Annotated in this window: 15 protein-coding genes and 1 CRISPR repeat array; of the genes, 12 read left to right on the plus strand and 3 right to left on the minus strand. The window is 63.1% G+C overall.

Annotated features, from left to right (window positions below; all coding sequences use genetic code 11):
- Positions 1 to 91 precede the first annotated feature (91 nt).
- The 5 genes from VKT51_10310 to VKT51_10330 all read left to right on the plus strand — a co-directional run bounded on the left by VKT51_10310 (position 92) and on the right by VKT51_10330 (position 5,772).
- Complete coding sequence (locus VKT51_10310; GenBank protein HLJ84553.1) at positions 92 to 2,167, plus strand: S9 family peptidase; 2,076 nt, start codon at positions 92 to 94, stop codon at positions 2,165 to 2,167.
- 60 nt (positions 2,168 to 2,227) lie between these two features.
- Positions 2,228 to 3,052 carry a methylated-DNA--[protein]-cysteine S-methyltransferase gene (locus VKT51_10315; GenBank protein HLJ84554.1) on the plus strand — a complete coding sequence of 275 codons (825 nt, stop codon included), beginning with the start codon at positions 2,228 to 2,230 and terminating at the stop codon, positions 3,050 to 3,052.
- 49 nt (positions 3,053 to 3,101) lie between these two features.
- A CRISPR array of direct repeats spans positions 3,102 to 3,330; the repeat unit is 29 nt; unit sequence CGGCGGACCATAAAGGTCCGCCCTACATC.
- Between the two features lie 99 nt (positions 3,331 to 3,429).
- Positions 3,430 to 3,627, plus strand: a complete 198-nt coding sequence (locus tag VKT51_10320) for a hypothetical protein (protein ID HLJ84555.1) — start codon at positions 3,430 to 3,432, stop codon at positions 3,625 to 3,627.
- Positions 3,628 to 3,815: 188 nt separating this feature from the next.
- Positions 3,816 to 5,348, plus strand: coding sequence for a hypothetical protein (locus VKT51_10325; GenBank protein HLJ84556.1), 1,533 nt, complete (start codon positions 3,816 to 3,818; stop codon positions 5,346 to 5,348).
- Between the two features lie 85 nt (positions 5,349 to 5,433).
- Entirely contained in the window at positions 5,434 to 5,772 is a 339-nt protein-coding gene (locus VKT51_10330) for a hypothetical protein (GenBank protein ID HLJ84557.1), read from the plus strand.
- Here VKT51_10330 and VKT51_10335 read toward each other — a convergent pair.
- Positions 5,764 to 6,387: a hypothetical protein gene (locus tag VKT51_10335; GenBank protein ID HLJ84558.1), complete on the minus strand. Its 624-nt coding sequence runs from the start codon at positions 6,385 to 6,387 to the stop codon at positions 5,764 to 5,766. The genes VKT51_10330 and VKT51_10335 overlap by 9 nt on opposite strands.
- Before the next feature lie 307 nt (positions 6,388 to 6,694).
- Here VKT51_10335 and VKT51_10340 point away from each other — a divergent pair, with 307 nt between their 5' ends.
- The 5 genes from VKT51_10340 to copD all read left to right on the plus strand — a co-directional run bounded on the left by VKT51_10340 (position 6,695) and on the right by copD (position 13,009).
- On the plus strand, positions 6,695 to 7,378 hold the full coding sequence (locus VKT51_10340; protein HLJ84559.1) for a hypothetical protein: 684 nt from the start codon (positions 6,695 to 6,697) through the stop codon (positions 7,376 to 7,378).
- An 83-nt stretch (positions 7,379 to 7,461) separates the two neighbouring features.
- Positions 7,462 to 9,726: a TonB-dependent receptor gene (locus VKT51_10345; GenBank protein ID HLJ84560.1), complete on the plus strand. Its 2,265-nt coding sequence runs from the start codon at positions 7,462 to 7,464 to the stop codon at positions 9,724 to 9,726.
- Positions 9,727 to 9,749: 23 nt separating this feature from the next.
- Positions 9,750 to 10,661, plus strand: a complete 912-nt coding sequence (locus VKT51_10350) for a hypothetical protein (protein HLJ84561.1) — start codon at positions 9,750 to 9,752, stop codon at positions 10,659 to 10,661.
- Positions 10,661 to 11,032, plus strand: coding sequence for a copper homeostasis periplasmic binding protein CopC (copC, locus tag VKT51_10355; protein HLJ84562.1), 372 nt, complete (start codon positions 10,661 to 10,663; stop codon positions 11,030 to 11,032). The genes VKT51_10350 and copC overlap by 1 nt, the downstream gene beginning before the upstream one ends.
- A gap of 18 nt (positions 11,033 to 11,050) precedes the next feature.
- Positions 11,051 to 13,009, plus strand: a complete 1,959-nt coding sequence (gene copD, locus VKT51_10360) for a copper homeostasis membrane protein CopD (protein ID HLJ84563.1) — start codon at positions 11,051 to 11,053, stop codon at positions 13,007 to 13,009.
- On the opposite strand, the gene VKT51_10365 is transcribed toward copD, so the two are convergent.
- Complete coding sequence (locus VKT51_10365) at positions 13,006 to 13,494, minus strand: MauE/DoxX family redox-associated membrane protein (GenBank protein ID HLJ84564.1); 489 nt, start codon at positions 13,492 to 13,494, stop codon at positions 13,006 to 13,008. The genes copD and VKT51_10365 overlap by 4 nt on opposite strands.
- On the opposite strand from VKT51_10365, the gene VKT51_10370 reads away from it, so the two are divergent.
- Positions 13,447 to 14,100 (plus strand): TlpA disulfide reductase family protein, encoded by a 654-nt coding sequence (locus tag VKT51_10370; GenBank protein HLJ84565.1) that lies wholly within the window; start codon positions 13,447 to 13,449, stop codon positions 14,098 to 14,100. The genes VKT51_10365 and VKT51_10370 overlap by 48 nt on opposite strands.
- 46 nt (positions 14,101 to 14,146) lie before the next feature.
- Here the strand turns inward: VKT51_10370 and VKT51_10375 are convergent, their stop codons facing one another.
- A complete protein-coding gene (locus VKT51_10375; protein ID HLJ84566.1) occupies positions 14,147 to 14,824 on the minus strand; it encodes a DUF3105 domain-containing protein in 678 nt (225 codons plus the stop codon).
- An 85-nt stretch (positions 14,825 to 14,909) separates the two neighbouring features.
- Here VKT51_10375 and VKT51_10380 point away from each other — a divergent pair, with 85 nt between their 5' ends.
- A complete protein-coding gene (locus VKT51_10380) occupies positions 14,910 to 15,797 on the plus strand; it encodes a YegS/Rv2252/BmrU family lipid kinase (GenBank protein ID HLJ84567.1) in 888 nt (295 codons plus the stop codon).
- Positions 15,798 to 15,846 lie beyond the last annotated feature (49 nt).

Genomic DNA, 15,846 nt, shown 5'->3' on the forward strand with positions numbered 1-15,846 from the left:
GCAAGGTCTACAAGTATTGATCCAGGAAATGCGCCTGACCGTCGGGCGCTCGAGGTCAGGCCGCCCTTTCCTATTGGGGGACTTTAGGCGAATGCAGTTCACTCGCGCTATCATTCGATTTTCCATCGCCGCGCTATGCGCCGGAGCGTTGACCGCCCCCGCAGCGGCGGCGCCGCGCCACGTGATGGCGGAAGATCTCTTCAAAATATCGTTTGTCGCGTCGGATCAGATCTCGCATGACGGTTCGCGCGTCGCGTTCGTCGTCACGAAGCTCGATGGCCCGAAGAACACGTACCTCAGCAATATCTGGGTTGCTGACGTCGCGAGCGGCAAGGTATGGCAGCTCACGCGCGGCGACAGCGACGCCGATCCGGCGTGGTCGCCCGACGACAAATGGATCGCATTTGACAGCGGACGCGGCGACAAGCAGCAGCTCTACAAGATCGCGCTCGACGGCGGCGAGGCGCAGCGGCTCACGAATGCGGCGGGCGGCGCTTTCGGTCCGCAGTGGTCGCACTCAGGCTCGCGTATCCTCTACCAATCCGTCTCCGTCGCGCCCAAGCCGAAGGCCGATGTCGACTGGCGGGCCGCCGGTTTTACGCCGAGCGCCGATCAGCAGACAAGCGATGTCCGCACCATCGACGTCTTGCACTTCGAAGACAACGGTCAGGGCGAGACGTGGTCGAAGACCGAGCACCTCTGGACTGTGAATGCGGATGGGACGAACGCGCGCGCGCTGACGAGCGGCACAGCGTATTCCGAAGGCCAAGCGGCGTGGTCGCCGGACGACAAGCAGATCGCGTTCGTCACGTATCGCGGATTCGATCCCATGCTCTTCCGCAGCGACATCTACGTCATTCCGTCCGGCGGCGGAGACATGCACAAGCTTCCGTTCCCGCCCGGCTCTCTCAACGGCCCGACGTGGTCGCGCGATGGTGCGTCGCTCTGGTATTTCGCGTCCAAGACGCCCGATCCGGCGGGATATCCGTCCGTTCTCCACTCGACGCTCGACGGCTCGTCGAGCCATCTCTTAGTTCCCGAAGACATGTTTGCGTTCGGCGATGCCATCCTCACAGATACAAAGGAAGGCGGAGCAGGCTGCGGCCCGCTCTTCGGCCCCGGTGATCGCTGGTTTATCGCCAACGTGAGCACGCCGGGCGCCGCAGTTCTCGTGCGCTTCGACACGCAGACGGGCCAGGCGCAGACCATCATCGGCAACGACACCGAGATATCCGAATGCTCGATGAGCGACGACGGTTCGCGCGTGGCATACGTCTCCTCCGATGCGACGCATCCTGGCGAGGTCTTCGTCGCCGACTCGTCGGGCGGCGGGCAGCGACAGCTGAGCCAGATGAATCGCGACTATCTCGCTTCAGTCGCGCTTTCACAGCCCGAGCCGATCGCGGTGCGCAACGGCGCCGGTGAGTCCGTGTCGGCGTGGATCATGCGGCCGCCGAATGCCGTGCCGGGCAGACGCTATCCCACGATCCTCAACATCCATGGCGGTCCGGAGACGGAGTTCGGCAACTCGTTCTTCCACGAGTTCCAGTATCTCGCGGGCTTAGGCTACAACGTCGTCTATGCCGATCCGCGCGGCAGCGTCGGGTTCGGCTACAAGTTTGAGTCGGAGCTCAATGGCAATTGGGGCGATCCGATGTTCAACGACGAGATGGCGGTGATGGATGCCGCGCTGCGCCGGCCGGACGTGGACGCATCGCGCACGTGCGTTTCGGGCGGAAGTTATGGCGGCTACTCGACGCTTTGGATCATCGGCCACACGCATCGCTTCAAATGCGCGCTTGCCGAACGCGTCGCGAGCAATTTGGAAACGCTTCTTCTTGCCAGCGACTTCGCGAGCGGTCAGAGCTCCACGCACAGCTGGGGGAATTCTTGGGACCATCCAGCCGTGTATTGGAAGCAATCGCCCATCGCGTACGTCGCCAACGTGACCACGCCGTTGATGCTGATCCACGGCGATCAGGACATCCGCACGCCGATCGATCAGACGCTGCAGGAATACTCGGCGCTCAAGATCCTCGGCAGACCGGTCAAGTACGTCGCGTTTCCGCGCGAGAACCACGATCTCTCACGCACCGGCGAGCCGATCCACCGGGTCGAGCGGCTTCGCATGATGGCGGAGTGGTTCGCTCGCTACGTCGGGCCGTGACCGCGCCTTAGAGCATGAATCGGATAGCCGGCACGTCGCCGAATACGTTAGCATAGACGTGTGAAGACATCAGAATCCGTGCGGCGCGCATGCGCCCACATCGACGCAAATCTCGACGCCCCGGTGACGTTGCGCGCGCTCGGCCGCGAAGTCGGGATGAGCCCGGCGCATTTGCAGCGCGTGTTCAGCAAGTCGCTGGGCGTATCGCCGCGCCAGTACCAAGAGGCTCGCCGCTTGGAGCGGGTGCGGACGACGTTGCGCGACGGCAAGCCCGTCACGCATGCACTGCACGACGCGGGTTTCGGCTCGAGCAGCCGCCTCTACGAGCGCGCGGCGAAACATTTTGGCATGTCGCCCGCGGCGTATCGGCGCGGCGGTGACGGCGCGGAGATAGGTTATGCGGTGGCGCGCTGCCCGCTCGGACGCGTGCTGGTCGCAGCCACGCCGAAGGGCGTCTGCTCGGTGCGGCTCGGCGCAGAAGAGCGTTCACTGGTCTCGGCGGTTCGCGATGAATTCCCCGCCGCGCATCTCGCGCCGGCTGATCGGCGCCTTCATACATATCTCTCGCGAATCGTGCGTCATCTCGAAGGCCGTCAACCGGATCTCGACCTGCCGCTCGACGTCCGCGCCACCGCGTTCCAGCGCCGTGTGTGGCAAGCGCTCCAGCGCATCCCCTACGGCGAGACGCGCTCGTACGGCGAGGTTGCGCGCTCCATCGGACGGCCGACGGCTGCGCGAGCGGTCGCAAAAGCATGCGCTACGAACCCGGTCGCGCTCGCGGTGCCGTGCCATCGCGTCGTGCGTGCGGATGGCGCGATAGGCGGCTATCGCTGGGGAGCGCAGCGCAAACGCGCGCTCTTGAGCGCAGAGCGCAACGCGTCGTAAGATAATGTAGGGCGCGCCTTTATGGCGCGCCGGCGTTTGTCGGGCGCGTCGGCGGACCATAAAGGTCCGCCCTACATCGCGCCGGCGTTTTGTAGGGCGCGTCGGCGGACCATAAAGGTCCGCCCTACATCGCGAAGGCGTTTGTACGGCGCCGGCGGACCATAAAGGTCCGCCCTACATCACGTCCGCCCTACATCGCGCCGGCGGACCATAAAGGTCCGCCCTACATCGCGCCCGCCCCAATCGCGCCGGCGGACCATAAAGGTCCGCCCTACATGGATACCTTGATCCCCGTCGAGAACGTCCGTGGCGGCGCGTAATGATTTCCTTGCGCGTTCAAGTACGTCACGAAGTACCGGTCGTTGAGCACGTTCTGAATGCCGAGCGTCAACGCGGTGTGCGGCGCGATCGCCACGCCTCTTTCCATGTTGAAGGTCGTGTGCGGCGTGCGTTTGCAGTACCCGGGCGTTCCGGGCGGACAGCTCGCGGAGGATAGACCGCTACCATATTCGCCGTCCACCGAGAACCAGCCGTCGCGGTCGTCGTTGCGCAGCAGGCCGGTCGCGACGCTGTAGCGTTGTTCGTGGTCCGCAGGCGTGTAAGACGTGGGCGACCCGAAACACGGCGCGAGCAGCTCGGTTTCGCAGCCCTTGTTGAGCGAGACGACGTGCGCGATCGAGAAATACACGCGACCCGTTTGGGTGGGCTGCACGAAGTTCAGCGCTTCCTGCGAGAGGCGGCCTAGCTTGTAGTTGATGTCTTGGTGAAGCAGAGTCACGCCGACCTGCGTATCGTCGATGAGATCGTTCGCGTTCTTCTGCCAGACGCGGAAACCCAAGTCGCCAGACCCCAGCGGCAGATGACCGCCGAGCTCGAGCTGCGTATCGCGTTCCGGCTTCAGATCGAACTGGGCGAGTGTCGGCTGCAGCGGAAGGTTGAGCCTTTGCGCAGCAGCCGGACTCACGTTCTCAAACGAGAACGGTTCGAAGAAGCGCCCGACGTAGGCGTAGACGCTCGCGCGCTGACCGATATAGCGAGTGAGTTTCAGCCGCGGGCTGAACGCCCCGAAGCCCTGCGCGAATTGCGTCGATTTGATCGTGAAGAAATCGTAGCGAAGGCCGTAGTCGATCTGGAATGCCTCGGACACGCGCCAGCTGTCTTGGATATAAGATTGGTATGTGTTTCCCAAATTCGGGTTGTTGTCGACCACGGTCACCGGAGCGGCTCCGAGGAAACTGTCCGGCTGCAGTGTCACCGAGTAGTTCTTGAATATGTGCGCCAGATCGTACGATATGCCGGCCGCGACGTTGTGGTGATCCGCGCTCTGCGCGTAGTCGGCCTGGAGGATCTCGTCGACGGCTGTCCGCTTGTCGGCGAGTGTAAAAGTGCACGTCGTCGGGAGAAACACCGCGCCCGGGTTGAGCGCGTTGGCGCAGTCCGCCGGCGTGCCGCCGTTGCCGTACGGCGGCGCCTCGACGTTCAACGCTTCGCCGTAGATGAAGTCGTTCATCGGATCGCCGAAATCTTGGATGGTCGAAGTCTTGAACGCCGGACCGAACGTCAGCGAACCCGTACTGCCGATCGCGTGGTGGATCTGCAGCGCGAGAAACGTGTCGTCTTGCCATTCGTTATCGTCCGTCGAAGCCGGTTCGCCGTTGTTGACGTCGTTTGGGATCTGGAACGTGCTGCGGCTGTGAACGATCGTGATGTTGGTGAAATTGTTCGTACCGCCCGGCAGCGTGAAGCGGACGAACTGATTGGCAGAACTCGAATTGTCGTGCGGCGAGTTGAGGTTCGGCGGATCCAGGCCGCGTGTGGTCTGTTGACCGCCGATCGCCACGTCGAAACCGCCCCCGCCCGCGATCGGCGAGTGAAAGCCGAACGTCGAGTGGAGAGTCGTGTAGGATCCGATGGACGCATCGTAGTCGACTCCAGGCAGCCCGGTTCCGGCCCGCGTCGACATATTGAACACGGAGCCGAATTTCAAACCGTATTGCGCAGGGTACGCGCCCTCGAGGAGGTCGACGAACGAGAGGTCGTTCAGGTTGATCTCGCCTCCGATATCGCGATTGAGCTCCTGCGGCAACGCGACGCCGTCGAGCAAGTAGTTGATGACGCCGTGGTCGCCGTTCATGTGCACGACGCCGTTTGCGCCGCGGACCGCGCCCGGAAGCTGGATCTGCATTTCGGTGAAGCTGTTGTTGACCGGCAAGCGTGTGAGCGTCGTGCTGTTGAGAACGACGTCGCTTCCGCTTCCGTGGATCGGCGGCGACCCGGTAACGACGACGTGCCCTAACGCCCTCAGCGGCTGCAGCCCCACAACGACGTCCGCCCCTCCGCTGCCGAGATCGACGCGCACATCGCCGCGCAAGTCGCCCTGCGTGACCGACACTTCATACGTGCCGAGTGCGAGCGGCGGAAAAGTGAACCGGCCTCCGACGTCGGTGCTCGCCTTTGCAGTGAGATTATTTTCAGACGCAGTCACGAGTGCATGCGCGACCGGCGCGCCGTTGCTCGTAACCGTGCCGGTGAGGAAGGCGCTCGCATTGCCGGCGCTCGATGGCGCCGCCCACGCGATGGAGAGAGTAAGAAACGCCGCGGCGAGCGCTCCGCGCGCTACCATAGGGGCGCTGAGCGCCCGAAATGCCTGGTACATGGATACTCCGTTCGTCAACTCGTCCTGCGCGATTCACGCGCGGACGAACATCAAGTTACAATGATGTGATGGCGAAACGGAGCGGTGGCGGGGGCCGATTGAAGAGCGGTGCGGACCATATCGGCAGCGGTAACGCCGCCGCATTGCGTTCGATTGCGCGCGCGTGCTGTTCGCTCGCGGGTCGCGCGGTCGGAAGGACGATGACGAGTGCGTCGACGATCGCGGGCATCTGAGATGCGGCTGCTCGCGTCGCAAGCGCGAGGATTATGACGGTGATTAGCGCACCAGCGACGCCGGCGGCGATGTCGTGCCCGCAGAACGGACAGCCTTCGCCGATCTGCGTCAACATTCCAATCGCGAGCTGCAGCGCAGCGGTGACGCCGAAAAAGCGAATGCCGACGCCGCCGAACGGAAGCGTGGCAAGGCCGACGTGCAGCATGCGCTTCAGGTCCCGCGCGCTTGACGACTGCTGGCGCAGCGTACGCCACCCGAGGCAGAACACGGCGACGCATGCTAGCACCGTGAGACCGAGATACCAGTGACGCGCGCTGAAGAGCACTTCGTCCGCGTCCGATCCCATGGCGGCGAACTCAGCGGCAAGGTGAGCCACGATCGCGCCCGCGGCGATGAGGACGAGGTAGAACGGTCTTAGGTCCGGTCGGACGAGTGTCGTGCGCATGCTCTTAAAGCTGTTATCGTCAAATTTCTCGCCGGAGCAAAGGCCGTCCCGAATCTGTCTCGGCGCGGCGGAGCGGCGGACCATAAAGGTCCGCCCTACACCAAGGTGCGTTTGGCGGATTGCTATTGAGAATCATTCTCTTTACGTTGGAATGGGATCTCAGCCGTTCTCGCGCGATTTCAACGACGAGCTCTCTCGCCGAATGAGACCGCCATCACGTCGCGATCATTCCCAATATTTTCATCTTGTCGCGCGGCTGCACGCCCGGCGAGGGTAACAACCGGTGATTGGTGTATGTCCAACCATCATGCACCCGCTGCTGCAGCGCGCCGCGCACTGGCCTTTACTCGTCGCCTTCGCGCTCGCCGCGATGGTCTCGGGCCACGCGCTCGAACTCGCTCTGGAAAACGCGGGCGTGCTCGGCGATGGACGAGCTGCGTATAGCCACGTCGCGCAGGGACCAGCCGGGTTGTTCATCCTCGGATTGACGATGTTTGCCGTCGTTGCGCTTGTCGTATCCGTCGTGTGCAGCATCGGTTCCCGCAACACGACGATTGCCTCGATCGTTCCGGCCTTCGCCGCGCTGCGGCGCGTCGGGCCTTTCAGAATGGCGCTGCCGATCGCCGGCTTGCAATTCCCGGCGTTGGTCGCCACCGAACTCTTCGAGCAGCGTTTATCAAGATTCGCGCATCCCGGCGTGGCAGCGATATTCGGCGCCGGTCATGTCACTGCCCCGATCATCCAATTGGCGATGACGGCGCTCGCCGCGCTCGCGCTTGCAGCCCTTGCACGCATGTCGTGCGATCACGCCGACGATCTTCTCCGCGCCGCGCGCACGATCGCCAGAATCTTGACCGCCGCGCGCCACCAGCCACGAAGCGCTGCGCTCGTCGCGTCCATCTGCGAGCGCGCGGAACGCCCCGTCGATCATCCCCTCGCCTTCCGCCTCGCTAACCGGCCTCCACCTGCGATAGCCGCCGCGCGCGCGTAACGCGTCGTCGCGGTCCGTTTTTGCGGTCCTGCGGTCAATTCCGCGACCCGCTAACGCACCTATCGCTTTGTGGAGATATGAACGTGAAGACCCGATTGATCGCGGCTGCGGCCGCTCTGCTCACTTCGCTGTGCATGTTCGCCGGCGCCCGCGCCGATGTGTACGGCTCCGTGCGCGGTACCGTGACCGACGACGCAGGCCACCCTATCGCGTCGGCCAGTGTCGCGCTTAAACCCGAAGACGGATCCACGATCACCCTGACGACCGATTCTGCCGGGCAGTTCTTCGCCCCGCGCGTCACATTCGACACCTACGTGGTTACCGTGAATGCCCCCGGATACGAACCCCAGCAATCGTTTGTGACCGTGTCGTCCGGCAGCGTGTCCACCGTGAATATCCGCATGTCGAAGAGGGTTCTCGGCCGGGTCACCGCTCATGCGACGGCGGGCCACCCGGCTAGCGTGAATGTCGTCAATAGCCAGACGATCTTGACGCTCCCCGGGAACACCTCGCTCGCAAAGGTCACGGAGACCACGCCCGGCATCGTGCCGTTCTCGTTTGGCGAACCGGTCTCGCGCGGTTATCACGGTGTCCTTTACGAGATCGACGGCGTGCCGATTCCCGAGACCGCATCGTCTCAGTTCGCCGAGATCATCGACCCGCGCAACGTGGACCGTCTCCAGGTGTTCACCGGCGCAATCCCTGCGGAATTCGGCGGAGAACGCATGGGCGGCGTGGTCAACATCCTGACCAAGGCCCTGACGCCTGGTGCGCGCACCGGTTATGTGTCGCTCAGCAGCGGCACGTACGGCACGAGCGGCGCTTCGTTCGGCGATTCATTCGGCGGAGGACCGCTCCAAGTGTGGCTCTCCGGAAACATCGAACGCAATAGCCGTGGCCTGGATTCTCCCACACTGACGCCGGAACACGACGACTCCAGCCAGGGCGATCAATTTCTCCGAGCCGTCTACGCTGCCGACAAACGAGATACGTTCGCCGTCGACTTCTCCAATCAATATTCAGCGTTTCAGATCCCGATCGACACGAATCCGAGCGATCCGATGGATCCGTTCTTCAGCGTGCCCGGCACGGACGACAACCAACATGAATACGATCGCTTCGCGAACGTGGTGTTCAATCGGTTGAGCGCCGACGGCAATGGTTATTTCGAGATCGCGCCGTGGTACCGTTCGAGCCGCGTGACGTATCTGCCCGATCCGGCGAACGATCTTCTGGGCGGCGCGCAGTCGTCTACGTTTCAGGACCGCACGGGCACGTACTCCGGACTCACGACTTCGTTTCTCCGCGGTGGTCCCAAGACCACGTTCAAGGCGGGCGTGACCGCGGTCTCGCAGGACTTCACGGGCGCATTCCGCTTGCAATTCTTCGATTCGGAGCACGCCCTCCAGACATTTAACGATAACGTCGCGCAGCATGGCTCGAACCTCGGCGTTTACGTTCAAGAACAAGTGCAAGCATCACCGGTCGTAGATCTAAACGTCGGTGTGCGTTATGACCGTTCGACCGGTTTTGTGGGCGGCAATCAAGTGAGCCCGCGCTTTGAGTTCAACTACCACCCGGACACGAGCAATACGATTCATCTGTACTACGGCAGGCTCTATGCTGCTCCGGCGCTCGAGGACGTCCGCCGCGACGCGAGCGTGATCAATGGCTCGACCGGCGGTGCGTTGCCGGTGTACGATTTGAAACCAGAGACGGACTCGATCTACGAGGCCGGCATTGCGCACGACTTCAGCGGCTCGATGCGAGGCTACGCGACCTTGTGGTATCGCGACGTCGCTAACGTCCTCGACACGACGCAGCTGGGCTCTACGCCGTTGTTCACGCTGTTCAACTCCACGACCGGCAAGGCACAGGGCCTGGAAGTCCACCTTGACGGCCGCACGGACAACGGCAACTCATATTTCCTCTCGTACGGGCTAAGCGAGAGTCTCGCCGCCGGCATCTCGGGTGGAACGTTCTTGTTCTCGCCGGCTCAACTGCAAGGCGCTCTCGGGTTCGCGGTCGAGGACCACGACCAGACGAACACGCTCAACACCGCGTACACGTGGCAGCTGGCCGGCGATCCGAATCGCTACCTCACGGTCGGCACGACGTACGGCAGCGGTTTCCCTACGCAATTCGAGAACGGCGTCGGGCGCTTACCCGTGCATTGGGAGCTGAATGGCGTCTTCGGGCGCAAAGCGACGCCCGGTCATCTCGGCTACGAGGTCAACGGCACCAACCTGCTCGACCACCACTACTTGTTGAAGATCAACAACGGCTTCAACACGACGCAGTGGGCGGCCGGGCGACAGCTGACCGTGAAGATCACGGCGCCTCTGTAACATCGTCGGGGAGATACTTGCACATGAAACGCACACTCCTTCACACACTCCTGATCGTCGCCGTGTTGACGACGATGATGCGTTCCGCCGCCCTGGCGCACGTCGTGTGTGGAGACAGAGTATTTCCCACCACGCTGACGATGGACGACCCAGGGGTGAGCGACGAGCTGTCGCTGCCGACGATCGTGCTCACGCCGACGCCTTCCGGCGAAAGCAACGTCTACGCGTATGAATGGGATAAGACGATCACGGACAATCTGGACGTCGCCTTCAATGGTGACTACCTCACGCAACGCGGCCCGGCCGAGAATGTGAGCGGCTGGGACAATCTAACGGTGACGATCAAAGATCAGCATCCCTGCAAAGAGCGCTACGAGCACGAGGAAGTCGCCTGGTCGGTGGGCATCGTGCGCCTTTTCCCCGGCAGCGGTTCGGTGCAGCTGCGAAACGCGGGCGCGATCGCAAACGTTGGAACTACAGCGCCGACATTCTATCTCGGCAAGGGTTTGGGTGAATTGAAGGCAGGCTACCTGCGCCCGCTCGCGGTCACCTTTGAAGCAAGTCGCGTGTTGTCCGATGCACCGAGCCTGACTCCGAATGCGTGGAGTTACGCGGCGTCGCTCCAATATTCCATGCCGTATCTGCAGCAGCACGTGAAGGCGCTCCACGCACCGCAATTCTTGACGCGTCTCACGCCGATCGTGGAGGTCGCGATGAACAGTCCGGACAGCGGTTCACCAAGCACGACGATCTCGCCCGGGATTCTCTACGATGCGAACAATTGGCAACTGGGTGCCGAGGCCATCATACCCGCGGCCCATGCCACGCGACAAGCGCAGCACACCGGTATCCTAGTCCAGTATCACATATTTCTCGACTCATTCTATAAGAGCTGGTTTGGCAAACCGCTCATCAAAAGGAAATCTTCGCAATGATGACCACTCGCGCGACTGCGGCGGCGCTTGCGCTCGCTGCGCTCCTCTTCGCTCCCGCTCCGATTTGGGCTCACGCGTTCCTCGATCATTCTGATCCCGCCGTCGGCAGCACGGTACCGGCGGCGCCTCAGGCGCTGAACTTGTGGTTCACGCAAGAGCTCGAGCCGGCTTTTAGCTGGGTAACGGTGACCGACAAGTCTGGAGCAACCGTCAATGACGGGTCTGCAGCGATCGATCCAAACGACCAGACGAAACTCATCGTCAAGCTCAAACCGTTGGATCCCGGGACCTATACGGTGAAATGGCACGTTCTATCGGTCGATACCCACACGACCGAGGGCGACTTCACCTTTCAGGTCGGGAAGGGGTAAACAATAGATACGGTCCTGATCGCGACACGCGTACTGCACTATGCCGCCACGGCCTTATTAGAAGGCACGTTCATCTTCTGGGTCTTGGTATCGGGACCGGCGTTTCGGCGCATCGCGGCAGCGCAAGGTCTGCAAACGCGGCTCGATCGACGATTGCTCACACTTGCGTGGTCGAGTCTGCTCCTCGCGGTCGTGACCGGCGGCGCCTGGCTCGTCATCGTCGGATCGCAAATGAGCGGGATGCCGCTTGCCGGGGTGGTGCAGAGCGGTGTCGTCAAGATCGTCCTGACGCAAACGCGATTCGGTGTGGCCTGGCTGATACGCGCCGCGCTCCTCGTCGTATTGGCAGGCTGTCTCGCGCTGCAAAGCCGCACTCGGAGACAAGTCACGGGCTGGATCGGATTGCTTGCTGCTGCGGCGTTCATCGCAACATTGGCGTGGGCCGGCCACGGAGCGGCCACCGAACAGGTGCCGTTTGACGCCCTTCATCTGCCGGCCGACATCCTACACCTCTTGGCCACCGGTGCTTGGCTCGGCGCGCTCTTGCCGCTCGCCATCATGCTATCGGCGGTGGGACGCGAGGGCAGCCCGGACGAGGTCGCGGTCGCACAGGCTGCGACGTTGCGTTTCTCGACGATTGCGCTCGCGAGCGTAGGAACGCTGCTGGTGACGGGTATCGTGAATGCCTGGTTTTTATCCGGCAGCATTCCAGCGCTGCTCGGCACGCAATACGGTCAGCTCTTGCTTGTGAAAGTGCTTCTCTTCGCGACGATGATCGCGGTCGCGAGCCGCAACCGGCGTCGGTTTATACCGGCGCTCACGGCCGCAGCGAGCGATGCCGCCGTACGACTGCGCGCGGTTCGGCAGCTGAAAAGCAATGTATCTATCGAAGCAAGCATCGGAATTTTGGTGCTCGCCATCGTCGGCACGATGGGTATTCTTCCCCCGGGCCTGCACACGGAGCCGCGCTGGCCGCTTCCGTTCCAGGTCGATCTCAGCGAAATCGCAACGCGCGTTCAACCAGTGCTCGACGGCATCGCGATCGCGATCGTCCTTTGTCTCGTCGCGGTGGCATTCGCTGCTCAAAAAAGACGTCACCGAGTATTGGCGGCGTCCGTCGTGGGACTTGTCGTGTTTAGCGGCATCGGCTTGGTCGTCATTCGCCCGGCTATCGTGCGTGCGTACCCCACGACCTACTTCGCATCGACGCAGCCGTATTCGGCGCCGTCTGTTGCTCGGGGTGCGCCGCTTTTTTCTGCGAATTGCGTGGTGTGTCACGGAGCCGGAGGCCGCGGCGACGGCCCGATGGCCGCCAAGCTTCCAGTGCGCCCTGCCGATTTGACCGGACCGCATCTGTTCGCGCATAAGATCGGCGACATTTTCTGGTGGGTGAGCTACGGCAGCGATAATAGAGTGATGCCCGGCTTCGCCAATACGTTGACTCCGGACCAGCGGTGGGATCTTATCAATTTTGTGTTAGCGCGAACGGCCGGCCTGCTGATGGCCAAGGCGGGTTCACAAATCACGAGCACAGCCGCGCCGCCGCTTCCGGATTTCGCTTACGAACAGAACGGCGCCCAGAACACTTTGAGTCAAACACTGAAGAGCGGACCGGTGCTCATCGTCTTGTTCGCAGCGCAACCACCGCGTGCGCGACTTCAGCAGCTGGCAAGCCTGCAGCCGCGCCTCGCATCCGCGGGGTTGCACATCGTCGCTGTCGGCCTCGGCCCGCGGGTCAGTTCTGCGCCGTTGATCGCGACGGTCTCGGACGACGTTCGGGCCACGCTCGCTTTGTTTCGGTCCGGCACGGATGGCGGTGAGACGGAGCTCATGCTCGATCGCAATGCAAGCGTCCGCGCGCGCTGGACGGCGAGCGGATCAGGCGGTCTTGCAGACGACCCCACCTTGCTCGCCGACGCCGTTCGCGTGGCAAGCATACCGGTCGCGGCGGCGAACCATGCCGGCCACGCTCACTAGGAATCGATGGTGTTCCGCGCCTCTGTCAGTGAACGGCGCGCTCTCGACCACCACGCGAGGTAGAGGGCCGGCAGCGCGAAGAGCGCGTCTCTGCCGACCGTCCACCACGTGGCGAACGACGAATCCGCAGGTCCGAAGCAGCCGCACGATGTGTGGATGCCGCGCGCGACGACCGATGCGAGCACGATGATGAAAGCGATCAACAGCGTGCTGGCCGCCGCCGACGTGGCGGGCAAGAACCAGCCGCCGGCTAAATAGACGCCGAGCAAGATTTCGAGCAACGGAAGCGCAACGGCGAGCACGGCGACGACGAGCCCGGGGAGTCCGAGTGCGAAACCCGCGATCGTGGCCGCGAGATCGTCCGGATGGCCGATCTTCAATGCTCCTGCGATGATGAACAGCGCGGCGAGAAACAACCGCGCGATGAGAGGTACGACATGGGCTCGCGGGCCGAACGCCGCAGAAAAGAACGCCAAAACATCCAACCTTCTGGAGCTGGTGCCGGCGGCTGGGTCGGCCTCGCCGTCGCCGCCGCCGCCATCATCGGGATCGCGATCTACGCGTGGGTCCGCGGACACGGAGTTTCGAGCGCGGCCGTGCAGACGCTGCCGACGATGCCGCCGCCTTCGAAGGTCGGCGCGCACGCGATCCCGTTTGAGATCGACACGCCCGCCGGACCGTTCGTTTCAACATCGCTCGCGGGGAAGCCTTACCTCTTAGAGATTTTCGCGACGTGGTGTCCGCACTGCCAGCGCGAAACCCAAGTCTTGCGCGCGGTGCGCGCGAAGATCCCGCCGTCGAGGTTGACGATGTTGTCGGTATCGGGTTCACCGTTTGGCGCTGGATCCACGGCCGGCTCGAATGTTCCAGAGTCGCAAGGCGATGTCGATGCGTTCGACAAGACATACGGCGTGACGTGGCTCGCGCTCTACGACGCGAATCTGACCGTTGCGCGGCTCTGGGGCATGATCGGGTTCCCGACGATCTACATCGTCGACAAGAACGGCGTCATCCGTTATTGGGGGCAAGGCGATCAGGACGCGCCGACGCTTTTGAAAGGCCTCGCAAAAGCAGGCGTGCCGACGCGATAACGCGGCCCGATAGTAATGGTCGGACGGCGGACCATAAAGGTCCGCCCTACTGGCTTGCGTTCGTTCGATTCGAGAGATACGAATTGATGAACGAATTGATCTTCGCGTGATCGACATGGTCGAGCGACGCAACCCGCGTCCACGCGGTCAGCGCGATCTTCTGATGCATCGACGGGTAGGGCGCGACGATCACGGCCTCACCCTGTTCTTCTGCGTTCTGGACATCCTGCGCCGTCGGCTGCAAGTCCGCGGGGGGGACGAGGCGGTTGTCGTAGTCCATGGCGATCGCGCCGAGCGCAGCTGCGACGTCGTCGCACTTGCAGCTGTACTGCAAGAGCACGTTGCCGTGCTCGAGTAGATGCACCTGGACGTATGCCGGCAGCGGCACCGGGCTCAAGAACGAGTCGGTGAACACCTCGCGGTGCGGGCCGGACGTCGGCGGATTTGAATTGTACTTGAAGTCGTCCGGCGTCCCCGGATCGAGATGCGCGTGACCCTGCGACGGATAGAACGTGCCGTAAAACGGCACCGGAGTCGGAGTGGATGCAGAAGCCGAGTTCGTGGCCGCGCCGCCTGGGGCGGCAGCACCGCTTTGCGAGGCGCCGCGCCCGAACAACATGTATGCCGCCGCCACGCAGACGAACACCACAACGACGATGATCGGAACGATCGGTTGCGGCGCGCGCGGCGTCGGTGACGAACTAGACGTCTTTCGCTTTGCCATGCGGCGCACTTCGCGTCGCGGACTTGCTCCGCCTGGCGTCACGCATGGGCATGAACCCGCTTCGCCTCTGCAGAACCGCGCGCGAATGGCGGGCGCCTACGTGCTGGTCGTCAATCCACGCGCCGGTGTTGGACGCGCCGCTTCGATGCTTCGGGCCGTCAGTGCAAAGCTGCGCGTGGATCCCCATCAGGCGATCGAGACGTCGTTGGATTCGTCGTTTGCGCAGCGGCTGTCGACCGCGATCCGCGCAGCCGCGAGTCCGGTCACGGTCATTTCGGTCGGCGGCGACGGCACACTGTCGATCATCGTCAACGCACTTCCGGATCCACGCGCTGCTCGGCTCGCGATCGTGCCGGCCGGATCCGGAAACGATTTCGGCGTCGCGCTCGGCATCCGTTCGCTCGATCAGGCGCTCGAAGCCGCAGCCGGCACGAGCTCGGCGGACGTCGATCTCGGCACGTGCAATGGCCGGCGATTTATCAATTGCATCGGCATGGGCCTCGACGGTGAGATTGCACGCACCGCCGCGGCCATACGCCGGCGCGGACTCGCGCGCGGCATGTCGTATTACTGCGCGGCGCTCGTAGGATTGTGGCGCGTTCGACCCGTGCGCGCTGTGCTGTCGCGCTCAACGGGCGAGGTGCGAATCGAGGATCTGCTGATGCTGACGGTCGGTAACGGCGCGTGGTACGGCGGCGGATATCATGGCGCGCCCGGTGCGTCGATCGATGACGGCGAGCTCGACTGCTACGCGTTCGCCGATCTCAAAGGGCCGCTGCGACGGCTTGCGCTCATGGAGCGAGTGCGCCGTGGAACGCACGCATCGCATTCTGTCGTGACAGGATTCAAGACGTCGTCGCTTTGCGCCGAGTTCGATCGCGAAATCGCGATGCACGTCGACGGTGAATTGACCGCTGCAGCGAGAGTCGATATCGGCGTGCAGCGCGCTGCGCTCTCCGTCGCAGTTTTGTGACGTAAGGGTCGCGCGGCGCTGGCCCAGGAGACGAAAGCGACACGTCCGA

This window comes from Candidatus Eremiobacteraceae bacterium, assembly GCA_035295225.1.
Taxonomy (GTDB): domain Bacteria; phylum Vulcanimicrobiota; class Vulcanimicrobiia; order Eremiobacterales; family Eremiobacteraceae; genus JABCYQ01.